Genomic DNA, 21,185 nt, shown 5'->3' with positions numbered 1-21,185 from the left:
ACATCGCCTGCCGATGAAGGAGAGGGCATTGTGTCTGCTGTGAACAGCTTCGGTGCGAAAGAGACCTTGACGGTCGGATCGCGTGACTACACGATCTTCAAGATCGACACCGTCGAGGGATACCAGCGGCTGCCCTTCAGCCTCAAGGTGCTCCTCGAGAACCTGCTCCGCACGGAGGACGGCGCGAACATCACCGCTGACCACATCCGCGCTCTGGGCGGCTGGGATCCGGCGGCCGAGCCGGACACCGAGATCCAGTACACGCCGGCCCGCGTCATCATGCAGGACTTCACCGGCGTCCCGTGCATCGTCGACCTCGCCACCATGCGCGAGGCGGTCTCCGCCCTCGGCGGCGACCCGAAGAAGATCAACCCGCTCGCGCCGGCCGAGATGGTCATCGACCACTCGGTCATCGCCGACCTGTTCGGTACCGAGAACGCGCTGGAGCGGAACACCGATCTCGAGTACGAGCGCAACGGCGAGCGGTACCAGTTCCTCCGCTGGGGCCAGACCGCGTTCGACGACTTCAAGGTCGTCCCGCCGGGCACCGGCATCGTGCACCAGGTCAACATCGAGTACCTCGCCCGCGTCACGATGACCCGCGAGGTGGGCGGCGAGCTGCTGGCCTATCCCGACACCTGTGTCGGCACCGACTCGCACACCACGATGGTCAACGGCCTCGGCGTCCTCGGCTGGGGCGTCGGCGGCATCGAGGCCGAGGCGGCCATGCTGGGCCAGCCGGTCTCGATGCTCATCCCCAAGGTGGTCGGCTTCAAGCTGACCGGCGCCATCCCGACCGGCGTGACCGCGACGGACGTCGTGCTCACCATCACGCAGATGCTGCGCAAGCACGGCGTGGTCGGCAAGTTCGTCGAGTTCTACGGCGCCGGCGTCGCCGAGGTTCCGCTCGCCAACCGCGCCACCATCGGCAACATGAGCCCGGAGTTCGGCTCCACCGCCGCGATGTTCCCGATCGACGACGTGACTCTCGACTACCTGCGCCTCACCGGCCGCAGCGAAGAGCAGGTCCAGCTGGTCGAGGAGTACTCCAAGGCGCAGAGCCTGTGGCACGACCCGTCGGTCGAGCCGGTCTACAGCGAATACCTCGAGCTCGATCTGTCGACGGTCGTCCCGTCCATCGCCGGCCCGAAGCGCCCGCAGGACCGCATCGAGCTGACTCACGCAAAGGACCAGTTCGAGAAGGACCTCGTCGACTACGCCGACGTCTCGCACGACCTCGTCGACCTGACCATCTCCGAGTCCTTCCCGGCCTCCGACCCCGGTGAGCTGCAGCCGGAGGACGCGCGCAGCCTCCACGCGCACACCCACCACAGCCACGCCCCGAAGGTGGCCTCCAACCCCACCCCGGTGACGATCAAGGAGAACGGCGAGGACTTCGTCCTCGACCACGGCGCCGTCGCGATCGCCGCGATCACATCGTGCACGAACACCTCCAACCCGTCGGTGATGCTCGCCGCCGGCCTCCTCGCCCGCAACGCGGCGAAGAAGGGCCTCAAGGCGAAGCCGTGGGTCAAGACCACGCTCGCGCCGGGCTCGAAGGTCGTCACCGACTACTACGAGAAGGCCGGACTCACCCAGGACCTCGAGGCGCTGGGCTTCTACACGGTCGGCTACGGCTGCACCACCTGCATCGGCAACTCGGGCCCGCTGCTCGACGAGATCTCCGAGGCGGTCAACCAGAACGATCTGGCCGTCACTGCAGTGCTCTCGGGCAACCGCAACTTCGAGGGCCGCATCAACCCCGATGTCAAGATGAACTACCTCGCGAGCCCGCCGCTGGTCATCGCGTACGCGCTCGCCGGTTCGATGAACTTCGACTTCGAGGTCGACCCGCTGGGTCAGGACTCCGAGGGCAACGACGTCTTCCTCAAGGACATCTGGCCCGACGCGGCCGAGGTGCAGGACACGATCGACTCGTCCATCAACGAGGGCATGTTCGTCCACCAGTACGCGTCGGTCTTCGAGGGCGACGAGCGCTGGAAGTCGCTGCCGACTCCGACCGGTTCGGTCTTCGAGTGGGACGAGAAGTCGACCTACGTGCGCAAGCCCCCGTACTTCGAGGGCATGACGCTCGACACGACGCCGGTCACCGACATCGTCGATGCCCGGGTGCTGGCGAAGCTCGGCGACTCCGTCACCACGGACCACATCTCGCCTGCCGGCTCCATCAAGGCGGACAGCCCGGCCGGCCAGTATCTCACCGAGCACGGCATCGACCGCAAGGACTTCAACTCGTACGGCTCGCGCCGAGGCAACCACGAGGTGATGATCCGCGGCACGTTCGCGAACATCCGCCTGAAGAACCAGCTTCTGGACGGCGTCGAGGGCGGCTACACCCGCGACTTCACGAAGCCGGACGCGCCGCAGTCGTTCATCTACGACGCGTCGCAGAACTACCAGGCGCAGGGCACCCCGCTCGTCATCCTCGGCGGCAAGGAGTACGGCTCCGGTTCGTCGCGCGACTGGGCGGCGAAGGGCACCAGCCTCCTCGGCGTCCGCGCGGTCATCACCGAGAGCTTCGAGCGCATCCACCGCTCGAACCTGATCGGCATGGGCGTCGTGCCGCTGCAGTTCCCGGCCGGCGAGACCGCCGACTCGCTGGGCCTCGACGGCACCGAGGTCTTCTCGATCACGGGCTTGGAGCAGCTGAACGAGGGCACCACGCCGAAGACGGTCCACGTCGTCGCCGAGCCGAGCGAGCACTCGCCCGCCGGCAAGCAGACCGTCGAGTTCGACGCGGTCGTCCGCATCGACACCCCAGGTGAGGCGGATTACTACCGCAACGGCGGCATCCTGCAGTACGTGCTGCGCAGCCTGGTCTGAGCGGAGAGCGCGCGACCTGAGCCCCCGGTGCCTGATGGCGCCGGGGGCTCAATTCGTGCGTGCGAACTCGGGCCACTCGGCGTAAAACGCGTCGAGCGCCGCCGACAGCGGCTCGTGCTCCACGAACCAGCGGCGCGCGGTGGGGTGAACGCAATTCAGCACATCACGCATTGCTCGTCGTTTGCCCCGCAGATCCAGGCCGAACACGGGCTCGTGGTGTGCGACTCGGTTCCGGAGGTCGTAAATGATCGAGACGGAAGTCACGATCTGATCAGCACGGACACCGTGTCGGTGAGCGAAGGCGTGCTCAAGAGACTCGTCCCACAGTTTCTGCTTGCCCTGATGATGGAGCGACGGCAGTATGTAGCGCCACGTGCCGAGCGACAGCTGCGCGACCACGTCGTCGTGAGTGATCGGCCGTCGTCCTCTCACGGCGTGAGTAGCGTCGCGCCGGGCGGCCGCTAGGCGACCCGCCGTGAGCACCGAGATCAGGAGGGGCGCTGGATACAAGGTCCACTCCTGGGTGCCCTGCCTCGCTTCATTCCAGGACCTCAGTTCTTGATCCAGGGCATTCCGGTAGAGGATCTCGAAGTAGTGAACAGCCGTGTGGGCTGCGCTGCTGACGCGCGCGTTGGCCCGGTAGAGCCCGAGCGCTCGATTCTCGTCGCCCTCACAGTGCGAGACGTACGTCGACATACGGGCTCTGCTCAAATAGGTCAGGATGTCGACGGTCATCCGATGAGAGTAGTAACCTTGCGGATGAAAGCGTCGAGCACCACCAACGACGTTTACGCTCTCAGGGGCCCGGGTCCGCCCGGGCCGCTGTGTTTAACGGGTGCAGAATGCGGACTTCCACCGGTCACCGCACGTTCCGAGCCTCTCCCCACTCGCGCGAGCCTAGACTCGAACGCATGGGTATCCTCGAGACCATCCACGGTCCACGCGACCTCGACCGCCTGACCGACGGTGAGCTGGTCCAGCTCGCCGCCGAGGTGCGGGCGTTCCTCGTCGCCAACGTGGCGAAGACCGGTGGACACCTCGGCCCCAACCTGGGCGTGGTCGAGACGACCATCGCGATCCACCGCGTCTTCGACTCCCCGCGGGACGCCATCGTCTTCGACACCGGCCACCAGTCCTACGTGCACAAGCTGCTGACCGGCCGCCAGGACTTCTCGCAGCTGCGGCAGCGCGGCGGGATGGCGGGCTACCCGCAGCGCTCGGAGTCCGAGCACGACATCGTGGAGAGCTCTCACGCCTCCTCGTCTCTGTCCTGGGCGGACGGCATCTCGCGCGCCTTCGAGCTGACCGGGCAGAAGGACCGTCACGTGGTCGCCGTCGTCGGCGACGGCGCGCTGACCGGCGGCATGACGTGGGAAGCGCTCAACAACATCTCCGACGACAACAACCGCAAGCTGATCATCGTGGTCAACGACAACGGCCGCTCGTACGCGCCGACGATCGGCGGCATGGCTCGGTTCCTCAACACGGTCCGCACCCGGAAGACCTACCGTAGCCTCTACCTCACCTCGCAGGCCGCCTTCGACAAGCTCGGCACGCCGGGCCGCTCCTTCTACCGGGGGGTCCGCGGCGGCCTCCACGGGTTCCTCAGCCGCTTCTCGAACAACGAAGCGCTGTACTCGAACCTCGACATCAAGTACATCGGCCCCATCCACGGCCACGACATCGAGGCGATGGAGGAGGCGCTCCGCCAGGCGAAGAATTACGGCGCCCCGGTCATCGTCCACGCGATCACCCAGAAGGGACGCGGCTACGAGCCCGCTCTGCGCGACGCGGCCGACCAGTTCCACTCCGTCGGCAAGATCGACCCGGAGACCGGAGAGCCGACCAGCGCGGCCAGCACGCCGGACTGGACCGGCGTCTTCGCCGACGAGATCGTGCGCCTCGCCGAGAAGAACCCGAAGATCGTCGGCATCACCGCCGCGATGCTCCGCCCGACGGGCCTGCACAAGTTCGCCGAACGGTTCCCGGACCGCGTCCACGACGTCGGCATCGCCGAACAGCACGCGGCGACCAGCGCCGCCGGCCTCGCGTTCGGCGGGCTGCATCCTGTCGTGGCCATCTACGCCACCTTCATGAACCGCGCGTTCGACCAGGTGCTCATGGATGTCGCACTGCACAAGGCGGGCGTGACCTTCGTCCTCGACCGCGCCGGTGTGACGGGCCCGGACGGACCGAGCCACCACGGGATCTGGGACCTCGCGATCCTGCAGGTCGTGCCGAACATCCGGCTGGCGGCGCCGCGCGACGGCACGCGCTTCCGCGAGGAGCTCGCCGAGGCGGTGGCCGTCGAGGACGCACCGACCGTGCTGCGCTTTCCGAAGGGACCGGTCCAGCCCGACATCGCAGCGGTGCGCCGCCTCGACGACGGGGTGGACGTGCTCCTCGAAGGCGACCGCAAGGACGTCCTGCTGGTCACCGTCGGGCCGATGGCCGACCTCGGCCTCAAGGTCGCGGAGCGGCTCGCGGCGCAGGGGATCGGTGCGACCGTCGTCGACCCGCGCTGGGTCGTCCCGGTGCCGAAGAGCATCCTGTCGCTCGCAGCCGAGCACCGCATCGTCGTGACGATCGAGGACGGCATCCGCGTCGGCGGCATCGGCACGCGCGTCCGCCAGGACCTCCGCGAGGCCGGCATCGACACCGCGGTGGACGAGCTGGGCCTGCCCGACGCGTTCATCGAGCACGCGTCGCGCGACCAGATCCTCGAGGATGCTGGGCTCACCCCGCAGAAGATCGCCCGCGACCTCGTCGCACAGGTGCTCGGCAGCCGAGTCCCGATCGCTCGCCCGCTGCCCGACGACACCGCCGCCGACGAGACGCCGGCGGCCAAGAAGCCCGGCGCCTGAGCGCCGACGTGACCCCTGCGGACAAGCGACGCTACCTGGTGGTGTACGACTACGGCATGGGGGGTCTCTGGGGGCTCCTGTGGGCGCGTTCGGAGGCGGATATATCCATTCGCTATCCCGAGCTCACGGTGGTGGACGCGCGCCCAGCGTGGATGTCTCCTGAGGATTTTGCAAGGATCGAACGCTTGGACACCTACGACATCGACGATGCGCCCGCAGGGATGCTCAGGGCCGTGGTGGCCGACAGGGCGGCTGACTGATCTCTGACCGGTTGACTTGGAGTGCACTCTAAGTCGTAACGTGACGGTATGACCGACACACGGACGGCGATGTCGATCTCCGACGTCGCCGAGCGGACCGGACTCACCACCCACACACTGCGCTACTACGAACGCGAGGGGCTCATGCTCTCGCCGGTCGAGCGCGCGTCCTCCACCCATCGGCGCTACACCGAGGCGGATGTGTCGTGGGTCGGCTTCCTCACCAAGCTGCGCTCGACCGCCATGCCGATCGCCACGATGCGCCAGTACGTCGTGCTGGCCCGTCAGGGCGACGGGACGGAGGCGGAGCGGCTGGAGCTGCTGCTCCTGCACCGTATGGCGGTGGTGCGGCAGCTGGAGGAGATGACGGCGAGCCTGGCGGCCATCGACTACAAGATCGACCTGTACCGGCGCACCGTCGAGCAGGTCACGGAAGGGAACGACGCATGAAGACGATCGCACTGGGAACCGAGAAGCTGGAGGTCTCGCAGCTGGGCCTCGGCTGCATGGGAATGTCCGCGTTCTACACGGGAGCGGGCCAGGACGAAGCCGGCTCGATCCGCACCATCCACCGGGCGATGGAGCTGGGCGTCACGTTCTTCGACACCGCCGAGATCTACGGTCCGTACACGAACGAGGAGCTGCTCGCGAAGGCGTTCGCCGACGGGCGACGGGACCGCGTCGTCATCGCGACGAAGTTCGGAAACATCCTTCACCGCCAGAACGACGAGCGGGGGCTGGACGGGTCGCCCGAGAACCTGCGCCTCGCCGTCGAGGGCTCGCTGCGCCGGCTGAACACCGACCGCATCGACCTCTACTACCAGCACCGGATGGACCCGAAGACCCCGATCGAGGACACGGTCGGGGCGCTGAAGGAGCTGATCGACGAGGGCAAGATCCTGCACTACGGGCTCTCCGAGGCGGCCGCCGCCACGATCCGCCGTGCGAATGCGGTGCACCCGGTCACGGCCATCCAGACCGAGTACTCGCTGTGGACCCGCGACCCCGAGGCCGAGGTCCTGCCGACCGTGCGCGAGCTGGGCATCGGCTTCGTGCCCTACTCGCCGCTGGGCCGCGGGTTCCTGACCGGCACCATCCGCTCGCTCGACGACCTGTCCGACGACGACTTCCGCCGCTTCAACCCGCGGTTCGAGGGCGACAACCTGGAGGCGAACATCCGCATCGTCGAGCAGGTGGACGAGGTGGCCCGCGAGGTCGGTGCGGCACCCGGCCAGGTGGCGCTCGCGTGGCTGCTGTCGAAGGGCGACGACATCGCGCCCATCCCCGGCACTACGAAGGTGAAGAACCTGGAGCAGAACGTCGCCGCGACCGACCTGACCCTCACCGCGAACCAGCTCACCCGCCTGGACGCCGTCGCCGCCCCGGTCGGCGACCGCTACCCCGACATGTCGACGGTCAACCGCTGACCCGCCCCTCTGCTTGACGCAACACGCCGTCCGCCCCGAGGGGTGGACGGCGTGTTGCGTCAACGAGAGAGTGCTTACGCGACGCCCTTGATCGGCGGGTGGTGGAAGGTGTCGCCGAACACGCGCTCCGACGCTCCCACGCGGTCGAGGTACGGCGTGATGCCGCCCATCTGGAACGGGAAGCCCGCGCCGAGGATCATGCAGAGATCGATGTCCTCCGGTGCCTCGACGACGTGGTCATCGACCAGCATGCGGTGGATCTCGTCGGCCAGCCCGTCCTCCAGGGTGCGCAGGATCTGCTCCTTCGTCCACGGGTTCTTTCCGCCCGAGACGATCTTCGCGGCGCCCTTGTCGAGGCCCTTCACCTTGCCCTTGGCGTCCTTCTCCAGCAGCGTGCCGTACTCGGCCAGCTTGTGGAGGTTCTCGGAGCGGTAGAACCGGTCCGGGAACGCCGCGTGGTGGGTGTCGAGCACGTGCGCGCCGACCTTGAGCCCGACGAGGTCGAGCAGGGCGGACGGCGCCATCGGCAGGCCCAGCGGGGCGATGGCCTCGTCGACGACCTCGAACGGCGTGCCGTCGTCGACGGCGTGCATCGCATCCCCGAGGATCTTGGCCAGCACGCGGTTGACGACGAAGCCCGGGGTGTCGGCGGTGATGACCGCGTTCTTCTTCAGCGCAGCCGCCGTCACCATCGCGGTGGACAGGGTGGCCTCGTCGGTGTGCGGGGTCTTCACGACCTCGATGAGCGGCATGACCGCCACCGGGGTGAAGAAGTGGAAGCCGACCAGTCGCTCCGGGTGCTTCAGCTTCGCGCCGATCTGCTCCACCGACAGCGAGGACGTGTTGGTCGCGATGACCGCCTCGTCGGAGAGGAACGGCTCCACCTCGGCGAACACGTTCTGCTTGACGGAGAGCTCCTCGAAGACGGCCTCGATGACCCAGTCGCAGTCCGCGAAGTCCGCCTTGTCCGCGGTGCCCGTGACGAGCGCGCGCAGGCGGTTGCCCTCATCGGGGGAGATGCGGCCCTTCTCCTGCAGCTTGCCGATCTCGTCGTGGATATAGGCCACGCCCTTGTCGACATGCGCCTGGTCGAGGTCGGTGATGACTACCGGCACCCGCAGCCGCCGCACGAACAGCAGCGCGAACTGGCTGGCCATGTAGCCGGCGCCGATGACGCCGATCTTGGTGACCTTCTTCGCGAGCTTCTTGTCGGGGGCTCCTGCCGGGCGCTTCGCCCGCTTCTGCACCAGGTTGAACGCGTAGATGCTCGCCTGGAACTGGTCGCCCGAGATGAGCTCGGCCAGCGCGTCGTCCTCGAGCGCGAAGCCGGCCTCGCGGTCGTTCGACTTCGCGGCCTTGAGCAGATCGAGCGCCTTGTACGGGGACTTCGGCACCGTGCCGATGCGCGACTCGAGCATCTTGCGGGCGATGCCGATGGCGGCGTCCCACTTGACCATCCGCTCGAGCTTGCCCGGCTCGTTCGGGCGCTTCACGACGACCGCGCCGGTCAGGACCTTGTCGGCCCACAGCAGCGAGTCCTCGAGGAAGTTCGCCGAGTCGAAGATCGCGTCGGCGATCCCGAGGTCGAACGCCTCCTGCGCCTTGAGCATCCGGTTCTGCTTGAGCGGGTTCTCGACGACGACCTTGAGCGCGTTCTCGATGCCGATGAGGTTCGGCAGGATGGTCGCGCCGCCCCAGCCCGGGATGAGGCCGAGGAACACCTCGGGCAGCGCGAACGCGGCCGTGTTGCGGTCGATGGTGCGGTAGTCGGCGTTGAGGCCGATCTCCACGCCGCCGCCGAGCGCGAGTCCGTTCGTGAACACGAACGACGGGACGCCGAAGTGCGCCTGCTTGCCGAGGACGTAGTGGCCCAGCTGGGGGAGCAGCTTCGCCACCTCCACGCTCGGGATGTCTCCCACGCGGCTGAGGTCGGCGCCGGCAGCGAGGATGAACGGCTTGCCGGTGACGGCGACCGCGTCGATCTCGCCGCGCTTCGCCCGCTCCGTCAGCTCGTCGAAGACCCGGCCGAGCTCCATCAGCGTGGCGGGGCCCAGGGTGTTGGGGCGGGTGTGGTCGCGGCCGTTGTCGAGGGTCACCAGCGCGAGGCGCTTGCCGCTGGGGAGCGGCACATCCTTCACGAAGGCGTGGGTGACGACCTCGTCGTCGGCGACGGCCTCGAGCGGGCTGAAGTCGATCTTGCTGTAGTCCGTCACGCTTCTCAGCCCTTCCGCGCAGCGCGCTTGTCGTAGTTGGGGTTCTCCCAGATGACGGTGCCGCCCTGGCCGAGGCCGACGCACATCGCCGTGATGCCGTAGCGCACCTCGGGGTGCTCGGCGAACTGCGCGGCCAGCTGGATCATCAGGCGCACGCCGCTCGCGGCGAGCGGGTGGCCGATGGCGATCGCGCCGCCCCACTGGTTGACGCGGGGGTCGTCGTCGGCGATGCCGAAGTGGTCGAGGAACGACAGCACCTGGATGGCGAACGCCTCGTTCAGCTCGAACAGGCCGATGTCGTCGATGGTCAGACCCGCCTTGCGCAGCGCCTTCTCCGTTGACGGGACCGGGCCGATGCCCATGATCTCCGGCTCCACGCCGGCGAACGCGAAGCTCACCATCCGCATCTTCGGCGTGAGGCCGAGCTCCTTCACCGCGTCGTGGGACGCGAGGAGGGACGCGGTGGCGCCGTCGGTCAGCGGCGACGAGTTGCCCGCGGTGACGCGTCCGTGCGGACGGAACGGGGTCTTGAGAGTCGCGAGGCCCTCCATGTTCGTCTCCGGACGCATGCCCTCGTCCTGCGTGGCGAGTCCCCAGCCCGCCTCGGAGCGGATCGCGACCGGCACGAGGTCCGGCTGGATCTTGCCCGCCTCGTACGCGGCGGCGAGCTTGTGCTGACTGCGCATCGCGAAGCGGTCGGAGCGCTCCTTCGTCAGCGCCGGGAAGCGGTCGTGGATGCGCTCCGCTGTCATGCCCATGTTGAGAGCGTCCTCGGCGACCATCTTCTCGCTGAGGAAGCGCGGGTTGGGGTCGGCGCCGAAGCCCATCGGGTGGCGGCCCATGTGCTCCACGCCGCCCGCGATGACGAGGTCGTAGGCGCCGAACGCGATGCCGGAGCCGAGCGTGGTCACGCTGGTCATGGCGCCCGCGCACATCCGGTCGATCGCGAAGCCGGGCACCGACTTCGGCAGGCCGGCGAGGAGCGCGGCTGTGCGTCCGAGGGTCAGGCCCTGGTCGCCCTGCTGGGTGGTGGCGGCGATCGCCACATCGTCGATCCGGTCCTTGGGCACCTCGGGGTTCCGCTCCATCAGGCCGATCATCGCCTTCACGACGAGATCGTCCGCGCGAGTGTTCCAGTACTGCCCTTTTTCGCCGGCTCGCCCGAACGGAGTACGGACTCCGTCGACGAACACGACTTCGTTCCTATCGGCCACAGTGCCTCCCAAATCAAGGTCGGGAACGATCCTAGGTACACGTCTGTGCACGAAAAGAATCGTTTGATCCTTCCTACGAAACGGGCTCGGGCCCCTCGTCGGTGTTTTGGGGGCCATCTACAAAAGCCTGGGCGATCACCTGTGCGGTTGCGGCAACCTGCCAGGGTCGTGCGCCGTGCGCGGCGAGGGCGTCGCCGACCGTCTCGGGTGTGATCTCGGCCGGGGGAGCCCAGGCGACGCGCCGCAGCGTCTCGGGAGTGAGCAGGTTCTCCAGCGGGATGGCGCGCTCCTCCGACACGGCCGTCAGCGCGGCGCGGGCGGCCTTCAGCCGGGCGTCCGCCTCCGGGTTGCGATCGGACCACGCGCGCGGCGGCGGGAGGCTGTCGCCGTTCCCGCGCAGCACCGGCAGGTCGTCGGTCGTGCGTCCCGCCTCGATGGCGGCCCACCAGCGGTCGAGCTCGCTGCGGCTGGCGCGGCCCGTGAACTCGCGCAACGACGCCAGCGCGCGCTTGCTCTCCGGCATCGCCTTGGCGGCGGCGGTCAGCGACGCGTCGGGCACCAGTCGACCGGGCGCGGTGTCGAGCTCGCGGGCCAGCGCATCCCGGCTCAGCCAGAGCTCGCGGGCGACGGCGAGGTTCCGCAGGCCCCGGATGGAGTGGATGCCCGACAGCCGCCGCCAGGGCTCGGCGCGCACCGGCGTCAGCTCGCGGACCAGCTCGTCGGCGAACTCCTGCCGGGCGATGTCCATCTTCCCGGCCTCGTCCAGCAGCGCGGCGATCGCGTCGCGCAGGTCGGGCAGGAGCTCCACATCCAGCGCCGCGTAGTTCAGCCACGGCTCGGGCAGGGGACGCGTCGACCAGTCGGCCGCGCTGTGCTCCTTGGCGAGGTGGATGCCGAGCAGCTCCTCGACGACCGTCCCGAGCCCGACGCGCGGCATCCCGAGCAGACGCGCGGCCAGCTCGGTGTCGAACACGATCGACGGGTCGAGGCCCACCTCGCGCAGGCAGGTGAGGTCCTGCGTGGCGGCGTGAAGCACCCACTCGTCATCGTGGATGGCGTCGTTCAGCTCGTCGAAACGTCCGATCGCCGGCGGGTCGAACAGGAACGTGCCCGATCCGCGCCGGAAGACCTGGATGAGGTACGCCCGCTGCGAGTACCGGAAGCCGCTGGCCCGTTCGGCGTCGACCGCGATCGGGCCCTCGCCCGCGACGATCCGCTCGACGGCCCGCTGGTAGCCGTCCCGCGTGTCGATGACGGTGTGCTCAGCCACGCGGTGTCCTTCTCGGCGAGGCCGCCCGCGTGGTCAGCAGGCTGACCCCTTCGCCGGTCGGCGGGAGGCCGGCGAGCATGCACAGCAGCTCGCCCCATCCCTCGACGTGCGCCGAGACGTCCGACTCCAGCGGGCTCCAGGACGCGCGCAGCTCGATCTGCGATCCGTCGCCCTGGGCGGCGAGCTCGCCGAACCCGGTGGAGATGATCTTGGTGGCCGTGCCGCTGGCGGCGGTGTAGCGGGCGTGGCGGGCGTCCAGCGCATCCACCAGCCACGACCAGGCGACGTCGGCGAGGAACGGGTCGAGCCCGATGTCGGTCTCCAGCGGGGCCTGCGCGAAGCAGACGATGCGGAACGGGCCGCCCCACGCCTCCGGCTCGTCGGGGTCGTACAGCAGGATGAAGCGGCCGGTGCCGAGGTCGGAGTCGCTCCCGTGCCGGGCGGGCCGGACGTCGGCCGCGAGCGCGACCGAGTACGGCGCCAGCTGTGCGGGCGCGGGGATCTCCTCGATGACGAGCTCCGGTCGCGACACTGCGGCGCGGATGGACTGCAGCGCCGTGGCGAACTCCGCCGGATGCTGCGGTGGGGATGTCGGTGTCGGCACGCTTCGAACACTAGAAGCCTTTGCCGTGTCCGGGTAGTAAGGCACGCCGCCTGGAGAAGTCCTGAGGACGCGCTGGGGCCGTCGCCGGTACAGTGCACACTATGGCGGGAAGCGGCTCGGGATCGGTGTTCGGCAAGGTGCTCGGCACGGCGGCGATCGTCGCCGGGGGACTGGTCCTCGGCGCCGCGGCGACCGCCGCCTGGGCGACCGCCCGCGTGGCGCGCACCGTGATCACCCCCGTGCGCCGGCGGCCGCAGAACCAGATCGTCCGCGCCTTCGACGAGACCGCGGGAACCGTCACGCTGCGGGACACCCCGGATGCCGCCATGCCCGGCCGGTTGGGGCTGTGGTGGGGCAACGAGACGGCGTACGCGAAGCTCGGCGGCCTGATCGAACGGCAGGACGGCGCGGTCGTCCGCGAGATCGAACGCGTCGAGTTCGGGACGCTGCGCGCCGGGCGGGCCCGGATCAGCGGCTACTACTACCTCCAGCCGGAAGAGCTGGGGCTCGAGGTGACGAGCGTCGAGATCGCCACCGACCTCGGCGAGGCTCCGGCGTGGATCTTCCCGGCACCGTCGTCGGCCGAGGACGGCCGCTGGGTGATCCAGGTGCACGGCTGGGGCGCCTCCCGTCAGGAGGGGCTGCGTGCGGTTCGCACCTTCCACGACGCCGGCTTCACGAGTCTGCTGGCCTCCTACCGCAACGACGGCGACGCCCCCGAGAGCATCGACCGCCGGTACGGCCTCGGCGGGACGGAGTGGCGCGACATCGAGGCGGCGATCCTCTACGCCGTCGAGCACGGCGCCCGCTCGATCGTGCTCATGGGCTGGTCGATGGGCGGAGCGGTCGTGCTGCAGACCATCACCCGCTCGACGGCGCTGCAGCATGTGACGGGCATCGTCCTGGAGTCGCCCGTCATCGACTGGATCGACACCCTCGAGTACCAAGGCAACATGCTGCGCATCCCGGACGTGATGACCCGTGCGGCCCTGCGTCTCATCGAGGCCGAGTGGAGCGGCCCCATCACCGGCCAGGGCGCCCCGATCGACCTGCGCAGCATGGACTTCGTCGCCCGCGCCTCCGAGCTCAGCCTCCCCATGCTCATCCTGCACAGCGACGACGACGGCTTCGTCCCCTCCACCGGCTCCCGCGCGCTCGCCGCGGCCCGCAGCGACATCGTCACGCTGGTGCCGTTCGACACCGCGCTGCACACCAAGCTGTGGAACTACGACGAGGCGAAGTGGTCGGGGGCGATCGCCGAGTGGCTGAGGGTGCACGTGCCGGCGACGGCGGAGACCGTCGGAGATCCGGCCGCCTGACGTACCGGACGCGCGTCAGTCGTCGTGGGGCGGCAGCTCGCCGGAGGTCAACGCGATCATGCGCGACATCGACCGCAGGTACTTCTTGCGGTACCCGCCGCCCAGCATCTCGTCGTCGAAGACGTCGTTCAGGGCGACGCCGGTCTGCACGATCGGGATCTCGGCGTCGTACACGCGGTCGATGAACGCCACCAGGCGCAGCGCTGCCATCTGGTCGTGCAGCACTTCCACGCCCGACAGGCCGATGACATCCACGCCCTCGATGATCTTGATGTAGCGGGACGGATGCACGGTCGCGAGGTGCGCGATGAGGTCTTGGAAGTCGTCGCTCGTGACGGTCTCGCCGCGGCCGGCGATCGTCGCGACGATGCGCTCGTAGGCGTCCGGCTCCACCGTGACGGCCGCACCCGTGGTGTCGCGGCGGCGGTAGTCGAGGCCGTCGATGCGGATGGTCTGGAAGTTGGACGACAGCGACTGGATCTCGCGGAGGAAGTCGCTCGCGGCGAAGCGTCCTTCGCCCAGGGCGTTCGGCGGGGTGTTGCTGGTCGCCGCGATGCGCGTGCCGGAGGCGACGAGCTCGCCCAGCATCCGGGTCATCATCATGGTGTCGCCCGGGTCGTCCAGCTCGAACTCGTCGATGCAGATGAGCGTGGAGCCGCGGAGCAGGTCGACCGCGCCCGCGTAGCCGAGCGCGCCGACCAGCGCCGTGTACTCGATGAACGTGCCGAAGTACTTCGGCCCGGGAGCCTCGTGCCATAGCGCAGCGAGGAGGTGCGTCTTGCCGACGCCGAAACCGCCGTCGAGGTACACGCCCGGCTTCATCGCCTCCACCTTCTTCCGGCTGCGGCTGAACAGGCCGGCCGGACGCTGCGGCTCCCACGTCTTCGCGAACAGCTTCAGGGTCGCGACGGCCTCGGCCTGCGACGGGTAGTCGTGGTCGGGCCGGTAGGACTCGAACGTCGCGTGCTCGAACTGCGACGGGGGCACCAGGCTCTCGGCGATCTCGGCGCCCGTGATCTGGGGAGAACGGTCGGCGAGGCGGGGGAGGGCGCCGGTCTGCTCGAGGGTCATGGCGGGTTGTGCACCTTTGTGTCGAAGTCTTACCGCGGCCGTTCTCAGCCGCCTACGCTGGACGTAGATTCCTTTGCGTCGCAGGCTCTCCAGCCTATCCCCGCGACCTCGCTCCGTCTCCGGGAGGGACACCGTATGACCATCGAGACCGACCCGTCGCCCGAGTTCGCCGGCTACGCGCATCCGGAGCGGCTGGTGAGCACCGAATGGCTCGCCACCCACCTGGGCGAACCCGGGCTCGTCGTGGTCGAGTCGGATGAAGACGTCCTCCTCTACGACACCGGTCACATCCCCGGCGCGGTCAAGATCGACTGGCACACCGACCTCAACGACCCCGTCGTGCGCGACTATGTCAGCTCCGAGCGGTTCGCCGAGCTGCTCGGCTCGAAGGGCATCTCCCGCGACACCACGGTCGTCATCTACGGAGACAAGAACAACTGGTGGGCCGCCTACGCCCTCTGGGTGTTCACCCTGTTCGGCCACGACGACGTCCGCCTCCTCGACGGCGGCCGCGACAAGTGGATCGCCGAGGGGCGCGAGCTCACCCGCGACGTGCCGCAGACTTCCGCCGTCGAGTACCCGGTCGTCGAACGCGACGACACCGTCATCCGCGCCTTCAAGGAGGACGTCCTCGCCGCTCTCGGCTCGCAGCCACTCATCGACGTGCGCTCGCCGGAGGAGTACAGCGGCGAGCGGACCGAGATCCCCGGCTACCCGACCGAGGGCGCCCTGCGCGCCGGCCACATCCCGTCGGCGAAGTCCGTGCCGTGGGCGAAGGCGGCCGCGCCGGACGCGACCTTCAAGCGCCGCGCCGAGCTCGAGCAGGTCTACCTCGACGGCGCCGGGCTGAAGCCGGGCGACGACGTCATCGCCTACTGCCGCATCGGCGAGCGCTCCAGCCACACCTGGTTCGTGCTCACGCACCTGCTCGGCTTCGAGAACGTCCGCAACTACGACGGCTCGTGGACGGAGTGGGGTTCGGCCGTTCGCGTCCCGATCGTCACGGGCACGGAACCCGGCGAGGTCCCGGCCCGCTGACCGGGCGTCCCCGAATCAGACGTAGCCTTGAAGGGTGACTGAACTGACGGGCGCGCTCGCCGAGATCCGCGACGACTTCCAGGCGCTGGAGCAGAACGACCGCCTCCAGCTGCTGCTGGAGTTCTCCGACGAGCTGCCGGAGCTGCCCGAGCGCTACCGCGACCACCCCGACCTGTTCGAGCGGGTCGAGGAGTGCCAGGCGCCGGTGTTCATCTTCGTCGAGGTGGATGCGGACGGCATCGTGCACCTGTTTGCGACCGCCCCGCAGGAGGCGCCGACCACGCGCGGCTTCGCGTCCATCCTGGTCCAGGGTCTCGCGGGGCTCACCGCGGACGAGGTGCTCGCGGTACCCGACGACTTCCCTCAGACACTCGGCCTCACCCAGGCGGTCTCGCCGCTGCGGATCCGCGGCATGTCGGCGCTGCTCGGCCGCGCCAAGCGCCAGGTGCGGGAGAAGGTGGCGGCCTAAGCCGCCGGTCCTCGATTAGCGACCTCGAGCAGCACGTCGGCGTGGCACGCCTGGTCGAGCCGACACCAGCAGGCCAGGTTCCGGCCGGCCAGGGCGGCGCGGATCTCGTCCGGATCCGGGTAGCCCACCGCGGCACGCTCCTCCGGGTCGTCGAGCATCGCGCGGAACGCCGCAATGGCGCGCTCGCGCCCGAGCTCGGCGATCGGGAACGGGTTGCCCCACTTCGTCGGCCTCGCCACGACGACGGTGTTCTCGGGCTTCCGCCAGCCCTTGCGGCGGCTCAGCTGGATACGCTGCGGTCCCACGGCGCAACTCCCTTTCGCGTGCACACGGCATCCCGGCCGTTTCCCTACGCCTGCGGGGCGCATCGGAAGCATCCGGAAACACAGTGTTTACACGCGACCGGGATGCGTAACAACCGCGAAACACGAGCATCCCTCCACGGAAACCTCTCGGCTCGAAACTGGCTCCACCCCGAAACCCCATGAACCCGCGGGGCTTGCACAGAGAGGCAGATGATTCGCATGGTGCTCCACACAGCAGCGGACTACGCGGAGGCAGGGACGGTCAACGCCCTGTGGCTCCTCGTGGCCGCGGCCCTCGTCCTGCTGATGACCCCCGGCGTCGCCTTCTTCTACGGCGGCATGGTCCGGGCCAAGAGCGTCATCAGCATGATGATGATGAGCTTCGGCGCGATGGCGCTCGTCGGCGTCCTCTGGGTCGTCTACGGCTACGGTCTCGCGTTCGGCACCCCGTCCATCCCGCACTTCCTCGGCACGCCGGACTGGTTCCTGTCGAGCCTGATGGGGAAGGACGGCATCACCCCCGACCTCGGCGGTCTCGCGTTCGCCGGCTTCCAGGCGACCTTCGCCATCATCACCGTCGCCCTGATCTCGGGTGCGATCGCCGACCGCGCCAAGTTCGGCTCGTGGATGGTGTTCGCCGGCATCTGGGTGACCGTCGTCTACTTCCCGGTCGCGTACTGGGTGTTCAATCTCGCCGATGGCTGGGCCCCCGCCGTCCTCCACGTGAACGACTTCGCCGGTGGTACTGCGGTCCACATCAACGCCGGCGCCGCGGGTCTCGCCCTGGCTCTCGTCCTCGGCAAGCGCGTCGGGTTCCAGAAGGGCATGTCCAAGCCGCACAACGTCCCGCTGACCCTGCTCGGTGCGGCGCTCCTGTGGTTCGGCTGGTTCGGCTTCAACGCCGGCTCCGAGGCAGCAGTCGACGGCGTCGCCGCGATCGCCTGGGTCAACACCCTCGCCGCCCCGGCCGCCGCGACCATCGGCTGGCTGATCGTCGAGAAGATCAAGGACGGCAAGCCCACCTCCATCGGCGCCGCATCCGGTGCCGTCGCGGGTCTGGTCGCGATCACCCCGGCCTGTAACATCCTGACCCCGGGCTTCGCGATCCTCCTCGGCCTCGTCGCCGGCGCGGTCTGCGCCCTGGCGATCGACCTGAAGTTCCGCCTCGGCTTCGACGACTCGCTCGACGTGGTCGGCATCCACCTGGTCGGCGGCCTCATCGGTACCCTCTGGATCGGCATCTTCGGCTTCACCCACGTCTACAACAGCAAGGGCGAGGCCACGGACCAGTTCTCCAGCCTCCTCTACGGCGGCAGCTTCTACCAGCTCGCTGTTCAGGCGATCGGCGCCTTCGCGGTCCTGATCTACTCCTTCGTCCTGGCCTACGCCATCGGCTGGGTCATCCAGCGGACGATGGGCTTCCGCATCAAGAACGAGGACGAGCTGGCCGGCGTCGACACCGTCGTGCACGGCGAGGAGGGCTACGCCCTCGAGACGGTCTGACCGTCCTCTGCCCGACACGGACGGGGCGTCGCCTGCGGGCGGCGCCCCGTTCCGTCATCCACCCTCGCTAGGGTGAGGGGTGATTCCGGTTCGAGGGAGCACCGCGGCGCAGGCCACGCCCGACCAGGTGGATGCGCTGCTCCTGTTCTTCTGCGGCGCGCTCGTGCTGCTGGCCGCCTTCGGGCTGGCGTTCTACGTCGGCGGCCTCGGCGGACGGGCGCGCGCCGCGCGTGCGTTCCGGTTCGTGCTGCTGGGCCTCGCCGTCACCGTCGTCCTCGCGGTCGCCGGCGGCTACGGGATTGTCGCCGGCCCCCCGCTGATCGGTCACCTGCTCGGGAAGCCGGACCCCGGCCTGGCGTCGCTCGCCGGCACGGACCCGGCCGCCGCCTCCCCGTATCCGCTCGCCCGCGCCGGGTACGTCATCGCCGTGCTCGTGCTGTGCACCGCCGTCGTCGCCGTCGCGGTCTCGTCCCGGCTCACCCTGCGCGCCTGGATCGTGTTCACCGTCCTCTGGTTGCCGCTCGTCGTCGTCCCGGTCGCCTACGGCGTGTTCTCGCTCGACGACGGCTGGGCGGTCGCCGGCCTCCACGTGGTCGACTTCGGCGGAGCGCTCCCGATCGTGGCGGCGGGCGGCAGCGCCGTGGGCGTGCTGCTGGCGTGCGGCCGCGGTGAGCACCAGCCCGCGCATCCCGTCACCCCCTCGCTGCTCGCGTTCGGGGGCGCCACGCTCTGGGTGGGCTGGCTGGGTCTCGTCGTGGGCTCCGAGGGCGCCCTCGACGCGTACGCGCCGCTGATGGCCATCGGCGCCTTCGTCGCGTCAGCGGCCGGTGTCCTGATGTGGATGCTGGTGGATGCGGTCCTCCTGCGCCGCCCGGCCCTCACCAGCGCTCTGTGGGGCGCCTTCGCCGGCCTCGTGTCCGTTACGGCCGCCTCCGGGGTGCTCACGCTCGGCTGGGCGATGCTCGTGGGCGCCCTGTCGGCGCTGGCCTGCGCCACGATGGTCGACCTCGCCGCCCGCGCCCGCTTCGGGCCGTCGCTGACGCTCTGCGTCGTGACCATCGTCGGGGACTGGTCGGGCTGCTGTTCCCGGGCTCTTCGCCAGCGGGAGCGGCATGGTCGACAGCGGCAACTTCGACCTGTTCATCGCCCAGGGCGTCGCCGGGATGGCCGTGCTGCTGTACGCGACGACGGTGTCGCTGCTGCTGGCGCTCGCGCTGCGCTTCACGGCGGGTCTCACGCGCATCCGCTATGGTGCCGGACGTGGCCTCCCTGCGCAGCATCCTGTCGTCACTGAGCGCGATGCTCCGCCCGTCGCGGACCGCGTCGCCGACGGCGTCGCCGACCAGGCGGACTCCCGCCGCTGAGCCCGGACGGGCTGAGCCCGGACGCGCCGGGTCCGGAGCGATGCAGCAGGTCGACCCGCGGACGCTCGGCCGTATCCGGACCTCGTACGAACCCCGCCTGGACGGCGACGCCGACCCCGGCGAGATCGTGTGGACCTGGGTGCCCTATGAGGAGGCGGACGGCCGCGGCAAGGACCGCCCGGTACTCGTCGTCGCGGCCGAGCCCGGCGGGACCGTGCTGGCGGTGGCCCTGACCAGTCAGGAGCATCCCGGGCGGCCGGAGTACCTGGCGATCGGCTCGGGGGACTGGGACGGCCGCCACCGGCCGAGCTTCGTCCGGCTCGACCGGGTGTTCCGGCTGCACCAGTCGGGGATGCGGCGCGAGGGCGCGGCGCTGGATGCGGCTCCGTACGAGGCCGTCCGGCGGGCGCTCGCAGCGCGCTACGGGTGGCGGTGAGGGTCCCCGATCGTCCGAGTCGATCGAATACCTCTTGTTCTCCCCGTCGCCAGGCACCAGGATGAAGCGGTGCCCGCAGAAGCCCTGAGGAGACCCGCTGCCGTCCTGGTCGCCGCGGTGGCCGTCGTCGCCGCACTCGCCGGATGCGCGCCGGCCGCGGCGACGGCAGGAAGCCGTCCGCATGCCTCGAAGACCGCGACCGCCCATCCGTCCGCTTCGCCGTCCCCGGCCGCGCCCGCACCCGCACAGCCGACGCCCTCGCAGCCGCCGGCCTCGCCGAGCCTCCCGCCGCAGCCGGCCCCGTACCTGACGCCTGTGCCCGCCGGCACCGTCGTGGCCCAGGGCGACGTCGCCTCACCGAAGGGCAGCATCCACTTCCACTACCGGATGGTCTCCAACGGCGACAACACCTACTCCGCCCAGTACTCCGGCTTCACGAACACCGCGCCCATCCCGGTCTCGGTCACCCTCCTGGAGGTCGCTCCGCGCGTCGGCGACGGGGTGGTGTTCCACGGCATGGGCGACCACGTGCTCGGCGGCCCGACGACCGCGCCGGGGCGGCCTCGTCGGCGAACATCGGAGCGGCTCCCGCCGATCTCGTCGCGCTGGTCACGTACTCCTCGGTGGCGAGCGCGGATGGCGTCCCCGTCGAGCTCGGCCCGGGCAAGGTGCTGGCGGTGAACACCGTCCACTGGTCGGTCCCGCCCCGCCAGACCAACGTGCACCCGGTCGACGGGGGAGCGCGTCCGCTCGCCGGAGGCATGGTGACCGCCACCACGCCGTCGGGCGCCCCCGCGAGCTACCGGGTGGGCCACGGCGACCTGCCCGGGTACGTAGCAGAGCGCTTCGGCATCTCGCTGCAGGACCTGCTGTGGCTGAACCCGTCCCGCGCCGCCTTCGATGCGAACGGCGGCCTGTACGAGGACGCCATCCTGAATCTGGACCCGGAGGCGCTGCCGTAAGTCGCGGCTTGCTTCTTCGCAG

General features: G+C 69.6%; 17 protein-coding genes and 2 pseudogenes. 12 read left to right on the top strand and 7 right to left on the bottom strand.

Annotated elements, in window-relative coordinates:
- Positions 1-30: 30 nt before the first annotated feature.
- The gene (acnA, locus tag A0130_04000) at positions 31-2,844 is read left to right on the top strand and encodes an aconitate hydratase (GenBank protein ID ANF30953.1); all 2,814 of its coding nucleotides are present in this window, start codon (positions 31-33) and stop codon (positions 2,842-2,844) included.
- Positions 2,845-2,892: 48 nt separating this feature from the next.
- Here the strand turns inward: acnA and A0130_03995 are convergent, their stop codons facing one another.
- Positions 2,893-3,579 (bottom strand): hypothetical protein, encoded by a 687-nt coding sequence (locus A0130_03995; GenBank protein ID ANF30952.1) that lies wholly within the window; start codon positions 3,577-3,579, stop codon positions 2,893-2,895.
- Positions 3,580-3,755: 176 nt separating this feature from the next.
- On the opposite strand from A0130_03995, the gene A0130_03990 reads away from it, so the two are divergent.
- Genes A0130_03990 through A0130_03975 form a run of 4 tightly spaced genes read left to right on the top strand, consistent with a single transcriptional unit; the run spans position 3,756 to position 7,395 of the window.
- Entirely contained in the window at positions 3,756-5,708 is a 1,953-nt protein-coding gene (locus tag A0130_03990) for a 1-deoxy-D-xylulose-5-phosphate synthase (GenBank protein ID ANF30951.1), read from the top strand.
- Between the two features lie 8 nt (positions 5,709-5,716).
- Complete coding sequence (locus tag A0130_03985; protein ID ANF30950.1) at positions 5,717-5,968, top strand: hypothetical protein; 252 nt, start codon at positions 5,717-5,719, stop codon at positions 5,966-5,968.
- 48 nt (positions 5,969-6,016) lie between these two features.
- Positions 6,017-6,418, top strand: coding sequence for a MerR family transcriptional regulator (locus A0130_03980; GenBank protein ID ANF30949.1), 402 nt, complete (start codon positions 6,017-6,019; stop codon positions 6,416-6,418).
- The gene (locus tag A0130_03975; GenBank protein ID ANF30948.1) at positions 6,415-7,395 is read left to right on the top strand and encodes an aldo/keto reductase; all 981 of its coding nucleotides are present in this window, start codon (positions 6,415-6,417) and stop codon (positions 7,393-7,395) included. Before A0130_03980 ends, A0130_03975 begins: the two co-directional genes overlap by 4 nt.
- A 74-nt stretch (positions 7,396-7,469) precedes the next feature.
- Here the strand turns inward: A0130_03975 and A0130_03970 are convergent, their stop codons facing one another.
- The 4 genes from A0130_03970 to A0130_03955 form a co-directional block, all read right to left on the bottom strand.
- On the bottom strand, positions 7,470-9,608 hold the full coding sequence (locus tag A0130_03970; GenBank protein ANF30947.1) for a 3-hydroxyacyl-CoA dehydrogenase: 2,139 nt from the start codon (positions 9,606-9,608) through the stop codon (positions 7,470-7,472).
- Positions 9,609-9,613: 5 nt separating this feature from the next.
- Complete coding sequence (locus tag A0130_03965; protein ID ANF30946.1) at positions 9,614-10,822, bottom strand: acetyl-CoA acetyltransferase; 1,209 nt, start codon at positions 10,820-10,822, stop codon at positions 9,614-9,616.
- Between the two features lie 73 nt (positions 10,823-10,895).
- The gene (locus A0130_03960; protein ANF30945.1) at positions 10,896-12,092 is read right to left on the bottom strand and encodes a ribonuclease D; all 1,197 of its coding nucleotides are present in this window, start codon (positions 12,090-12,092) and stop codon (positions 10,896-10,898) included.
- Positions 12,085-12,696 carry a hypothetical protein gene (locus tag A0130_03955; GenBank protein ID ANF30944.1) on the bottom strand — a complete coding sequence of 204 codons (612 nt, stop codon included), beginning with the start codon at positions 12,694-12,696 and terminating at the stop codon, positions 12,085-12,087. Before A0130_03955 ends, A0130_03960 begins: the two co-directional genes overlap by 8 nt.
- Before the next feature lie 101 nt (positions 12,697-12,797).
- Between A0130_03955 and A0130_03950 the strand changes: the two genes are divergently transcribed.
- Positions 12,798-14,015 (top strand): hypothetical protein, encoded by a 1,218-nt coding sequence (locus tag A0130_03950; GenBank protein ANF30943.1) that lies wholly within the window; start codon positions 12,798-12,800, stop codon positions 14,013-14,015.
- A 15-nt stretch (positions 14,016-14,030) separates the two neighbouring features.
- Here the strand turns inward: A0130_03950 and A0130_03945 are convergent, their stop codons facing one another.
- Positions 14,031-15,086, bottom strand: coding sequence for an ATPase (locus tag A0130_03945; GenBank protein ID ANF30942.1), 1,056 nt, complete (start codon positions 15,084-15,086; stop codon positions 14,031-14,033).
- Positions 15,087-15,221: 135 nt separating this feature from the next.
- On the opposite strand from A0130_03945, the gene A0130_03940 reads away from it, so the two are divergent.
- Entirely contained in the window at positions 15,222-16,124 is a 903-nt protein-coding gene (locus A0130_03940; protein ID ANF30941.1) for a thiosulfate sulfurtransferase, read from the top strand.
- Between the two features lie 34 nt (positions 16,125-16,158).
- Complete coding sequence (locus A0130_03935) at positions 16,159-16,593, top strand: cysteine desufuration protein SufE (GenBank protein ANF30940.1); 435 nt, start codon at positions 16,159-16,161, stop codon at positions 16,591-16,593.
- On the opposite strand, the gene A0130_03930 is transcribed toward A0130_03935, so the two are convergent.
- On the bottom strand, positions 16,590-16,898 hold the full coding sequence (locus tag A0130_03930; protein ANF30939.1) for a hypothetical protein: 309 nt from the start codon (positions 16,896-16,898) through the stop codon (positions 16,590-16,592). The two genes, A0130_03935 and A0130_03930, sit on opposite strands and share 4 nt — an antisense overlap.
- A 219-nt stretch (positions 16,899-17,117) precedes the next feature.
- Between A0130_03930 and A0130_03925 the strand changes: the two genes are divergently transcribed.
- From A0130_03925 to A0130_03910, 4 genes and pseudogenes are all read left to right on the top strand, one after another.
- Positions 17,118-18,401, top strand: coding sequence for an ammonia channel protein (locus A0130_03925; protein ANF30938.1), 1,284 nt, complete (start codon positions 17,118-17,120; stop codon positions 18,399-18,401).
- A gap of 82 nt (positions 18,402-18,483) precedes the next feature.
- A pseudogene (locus tag A0130_03920) lies at positions 18,484-19,765 on the top strand (ammonium transporter).
- Entirely contained in the window at positions 19,671-20,201 is a 531-nt protein-coding gene (locus A0130_03915; protein ID ANF33283.1) for a PemK domain-containing protein, read from the top strand. The pseudogene A0130_03920 and the gene A0130_03915 overlap by 95 nt, the downstream one beginning before the upstream one ends.
- Positions 20,202-20,318: 117 nt before the next feature.
- A pseudogene (locus A0130_03910) lies at positions 20,319-21,163 on the top strand (hypothetical protein).
- The last annotated feature ends 22 nt before the right edge of the window (positions 21,164-21,185 follow it).

Origin of the sequence: Leifsonia xyli, from assembly GCA_001647635.1 — a bacterium.
GTDB classification, from domain to species: domain Bacteria; phylum Actinomycetota; class Actinomycetes; order Actinomycetales; family Microbacteriaceae; genus Leifsonia; species Leifsonia xyli_A.
Note: the sequence above shows the minus strand (reverse complement) of the source record. Positions and strands in the feature narration are given on the sequence as shown.